Annotated in this window: 3 protein-coding genes; 1 reads left to right on the top strand and 2 read right to left on the bottom strand. The window is 60.4% G+C overall.

What is annotated here, in order from left to right; all coding sequences use genetic code 11:
* Positions 1-121: 121 nt before the first annotated feature.
* A complete protein-coding gene (locus DCO47_RS25940) occupies positions 122-580 on the bottom strand; it encodes a transposase (protein ID WP_116659221.1) in 459 nt (152 codons plus the stop codon).
* Between the two features lie 565 nt (positions 581-1,145).
* Between DCO47_RS25940 and DCO47_RS25945 the strand changes: the two genes are divergently transcribed.
* On the top strand, positions 1,146-2,567 hold the full coding sequence (locus DCO47_RS25945; protein WP_116659222.1) for an amino acid permease: 1,422 nt from the start codon (positions 1,146-1,148) through the stop codon (positions 2,565-2,567).
* Between the two features lie 80 nt (positions 2,568-2,647).
* On the opposite strand, the gene DCO47_RS25950 is transcribed toward DCO47_RS25945, so the two are convergent.
* Positions 2,648-4,267, bottom strand: a complete 1,620-nt coding sequence (locus DCO47_RS25950; RefSeq protein ID WP_116659223.1) for an FMN-binding glutamate synthase family protein — start codon at positions 4,265-4,267, stop codon at positions 2,648-2,650.
* Positions 4,268-4,397: the final 130 nt, after the last annotated feature.

Consider the following 4,397-nt stretch of genomic DNA (forward strand, 5'->3'; position numbering starts at 1 on the left):
GCTGGACTGCGCAGCAGTCCCAACCCATGCCACCACAATCTGCCTGATGCACCGCGCAATCAGGTTCTGCGACTGCTGCGCAGCCGAGCGGGAGCAAGCTCCCTCGCCACAAGGGGGTGTTTCAGAGCCAGCAAGCGTCCCAAAGTGGGTAATCGGCGACTTTCTTTACCAGGCCGGCGCGCAAAGGGTTGGCAATGATGTAGCGCGCATAGGGGCGCAGCTCTTCGTTGTCTCGGATCGCGCGGTCGTGGTACCCGGTTTGCCAGAAGGCCCCGGTTCGGTTCAGCGCGCGATTGATGGTCAGCGTGCTGCGGGATTTGACGGTTTGCATCAATCGCTCCAGCGAAGCGTTTTCAAGTTGCACGAGCCAGTGGAGATGATCCGGCATGACTACCCATGCGATCGACTTGACCCATTGCTGGTCCTGGGCTCGCTTGAGTTCCGCTACCAGCAAACGACCGATTCTCCAATCGGTGAAGAGCGGACGGCGTTGATAGACGACAACCGTGATCAGATAAGCGCGTCCTGGCTCAGAGCACCGCCCGCGTCGAAGTCGATGCGAATATAAGCATTTGCGCATTCCGTTGCGTCCTGATGATTGATTCCCTATTTACCCTAGCTGCCGATTGCTTGAATCGAGTCTGAGAAGCCTGTCAGACGATTCTCCTAAACGCGCGGGCAAGTTCCGGGAAGGCAAAACAACCCGATCCCCTGTGGCGAGGGAGCTTGCTCCCGCTGGACTGCGCAGCAGTCCCAACTGCTGCAGCCAGTCAGGTTTCCGACTGCTACGCCCCCAAGCGGCAAGGCGCGGCGATTCGACAAGTCCCCTCCCCATGCGAACGGTGCAACCCATGCGGGCAACATGACGCTGCACCATGACTGTGCAATACTCGGCGCCTTTTTTGGCGGCGAAAATTCCTACATGACGTAGGTAAACCCTCTCCGCAAACCGGGCTTTTGCCGAGAGTTGTCGCTGAATGTTGTGACTTATAGAGTGAAAAATCCTGCCCGGAGCTTTTTATACTGCACGCCCGCTGATGCGTCTGCCCACGAAGCCGACGCGGTTTCCTGCCCCGCCTAGGCCTATCGGCCGACGCTTCGAAACCCGGCGGTCATATCCAATAACAAGACGAGGTTGTACCCCTATGCCAGTCGGCAATCCTCTGCCTCACGGCAATACCGCCCAGGGCGGTCCGCTCAAACGCGAACTCGGCGAACGGCATATCCGCCTGATGGCGCTCGGCGCCTGTATCGGCGTCGGCCTGTTTCTCGGTTCGGCCAAGGCCATCGAAATGGCTGGCCCGGCGATCATGCTGTCTTACATTCTCGGCGGTCTGGCGATTCTGGTGATCATGCGCGCCCTCGGCGAAATGGCCGTGCATAACCCGGTGGCCGGTTCGTTCAGCCGCTATGCGCAGGACTACCTCGGTCCGCTGGCAGGCTTCCTCACGGGCTGGAACTACTGGTTTCTGTGGCTGGTGACCTGCGTCGCGGAAATCACCGCCGTGGCGGTGTACATGGGCATCTGGTTCCCGGATGTGCCGCGCTGGATCTGGGCCCTGGCGGCGCTGATCAGCATGGGTTCGATCAACCTGATCGCGGTCAAAGCCTTCGGCGAATTCGAGTTCTGGTTCGCCCTGATCAAGATCGTCACCATTATCGCCATGGTCCTCGGCGGCGTCGGCATCATTGCCTTCGGTTTCGGCAATGACGGCGTGGCGCTGGGGATTTCCAACCTGTGGGCGCACGGCGGCTTCATGCCCAACGGCGTCACCGGTGTGCTGATGTCCCTGCAAATGGTCATGTTCGCCTACCTCGGCGTCGAGATGATCGGCCTGACCGCCGGTGAAGCGAAGAATCCGCAAAAGACCATTCCAGACGCGATCGGCTCGGTGTTCTGGCGGATTCTGCTGTTCTACGTCGGCGCGCTGTTCGTGATCCTGTCGATCTACCCATGGAATGAAATCGGCACCCAGGGCAGCCCGTTCGTGATGACCTTCGAGCGTCTGGGCATCAAGACCGCCGCCGGCATCATCAACTTCGTGGTGATTACTGCGGCGCTGTCGTCGTGCAACGGCGGCATCTTCAGCACCGGGCGCATGCTCTACAGCCTGGCGCAGAATGGCCAGGCCCCGGCCGGTTTCGCCAAGACCTCGAACAACGGCGTGCCGCGTCGTGCGCTGCTGCTATCGATCGCGGTGTTGCTGCTGGGTGTAATGCTCAACTATCTGGTGCCTGAAAAAGTCTTCGTCTGGGTTACCTCGATCGCAACCTTCGGCGCGATCTGGACCTGGGTGATGATCCTGCTGGCGCAACTGAAATTCCGCAAAGGCCTGAGCGCCAGCGAACGTGCCGGGCTCAAGTACAAGATGTGGCTGTACCCGGTCAGCTCGTACTTCGCCCTGGCGTTTCTGGTGCTGGTGGTCGGCCTGATGGCGTACTTTCCCGATACCCGTGTGGCGCTGTATGTAGGGCCTGCGTTTCTGGTTCTGCTGACGGTGTTGTTCTACGTGTTCAAGTTGCAGCCGACCCAAGTGTCCCAAGACACGGTGCGTTCGGTTTCGTAAGTTCCAGTCGCTGAAAAAAACAAGGCCCCGGTCATAGGATCGGGGCTTTTTTTGTGGTGGGCGCGAGTTGATCGCCAGCGCTACGCGGCCACTACGTCCAGCGGCTCAAAACTGTCCGCCCGCGCCATCTGCCACATCCGCGAGTAAAACTCGCCATTCACTTCACCGGTGAGCAATTCCCCCGGTTTCAGGAACACGTGCAACTGCGAGAACAACTTGATCTCGGTCGCCGACATGCGCCGCACCAGGTGCTTGGCGGACAGTTGCGACGGATGCTCGAGCCCGGCCGCCGCGAGCATTTCCGCCAGCGCTTTGAGCGTGCTGCGGTGGAAGTTGTAGACGCGCTGGGCCTTGTCCGGCACCACCAGAGCGCGTTGGCGCAGGGCGTCCTGGGTGGCGACGCCGGTCGGGCATTTGTTGGTATGGCACGACTGCGACTGGATGCAGCCGATGGCGAACATGAAACCGCGCGCGGAGTTCGCCCAGTCGGCGCCGATGGCCAGCACGCTGGCGATGTCGAAGGCGCTGACGATCTTGCCGCTGGCGCCGAGTTTGATCTTGTCGCGCAGGTTGAGGCCGACCAGCGTGTTGTGCACGAACAGCAGGCCTTCGCGCATCGGCACGCCGATGTGGTCGGTGAACTCGACAGGGGCTGCGCCAGTGCCGCCTTCCTTGCCATCGACGACGATGAAATCGGGAAGGATGCCGGTTTCCAGCATGGCTTTGGCAATGCCCATGAATTCCCACGGATGGCCGAGACAGAACTTGAAGCCCACCGGTTTGCCGCCGGACAGTTCACGCAGCTGCTGGATGAACTGCATCATTTCAATCGGTGTGGAAAACGCACTGTGGCGCGAGGGCGAAACGCAGTCTTCGCCCATCAGGATGCCGCGGGTTTCGGCGATTTCCCGGGTGACCTTGTGTTTGGGCAGGATGCCGCCGTGGCCGGGTTTGGCACCTTGGCTCATCTTGATTTCGATCATGCGTACCTGCGGGTTCTGTGCCTGCACGGCGAAGCGCTCCGGGTCGAAACGGCCGTCGCTGGTGCGGCAGCCGAAATAGCCGCTGCCCAGTTCCCAGGTCAGGTCGCCGCCATGTTCGCGGTGATACGGGCTGATGCTGCCTTCACCGGTGTCGTGGGCGAAGTTGCCGAGTTTTGCACCCTGGTTCAGCGCGCGGATGGCATTGGCACTGAGCGAGCCGAAGCTCATCGCTGAAATATTGAAGATCGACGCCGAGTACGGCTGCGTGCATTGCGGGCCGCCGACAGTGACGCGGAAACCGTTCGGATCGCTCAACGGCGCCGGACGCATCGAATGGCCGATGAATTCGAAGCCGGACTGATAGACGTCGATCAAGGTACCGAACGGTTTGTCGGCGGTCTCGTTTTTCGCTCGCGAGTACACCAGCGAACGCTGGGCGCGGGAGAAGGGCAGGGCGTCGCTGTCGGACTCGAGCAGGTACTGGCGAATCTCCGGGCGGATGCCTTCGACCAGATAACGGATATTGCCCAGAATCGGATAGTTGCGGCGCACCGCGTGGCGCGTCTGCAGCAGGTCGAAGATCCCGAGCAGGCTGAGCACGCCAGTGACAGCGGTGATCGGCCACAGCCAGTCATGTTCGAGGAAAGGCAGGCTGGCGAGAGTGAAAATCACACAGACGGCAAAGAAGGCGTAGCGGCTCAGCAGTGACAGGCTCATACGGTTTCCTTGGGTTCGGACTCGGAATAATCAGCGAAGATTCAGGGATAAACACATTCCCCTGTAGGAGTGAGCCTGCTCGCGATAGCGGTATATCAGCTACAAATGATTTGACTGACCCGACGCCATC

This window comes from Pseudomonas sp. NDM, from assembly GCF_003105095.1.
Lineage (GTDB): Bacteria > Pseudomonadota > Gammaproteobacteria > Pseudomonadales > Pseudomonadaceae > Aquipseudomonas > Aquipseudomonas moraviensis_A.

Coding starts and splice junctions, on each gene's coding strand:
- DCO47_RS25940 (WP_116659221.1), bottom strand. CDS start 580: ATGCGCAAATGCTTATATTCGCATCGACTTCGACGCGGGCGGTGCTCT.
- DCO47_RS25945 (WP_116659222.1), top strand. CDS start 1,146: ATGCCAGTCGGCAATCCTCTGCCTCACGGCAATACCGCCCAGGGCGGT.
- DCO47_RS25950 (WP_116659223.1), bottom strand. CDS start 4,267: ATGAGCCTGTCACTGCTGAGCCGCTACGCCTTCTTTGCCGTCTGTGTG.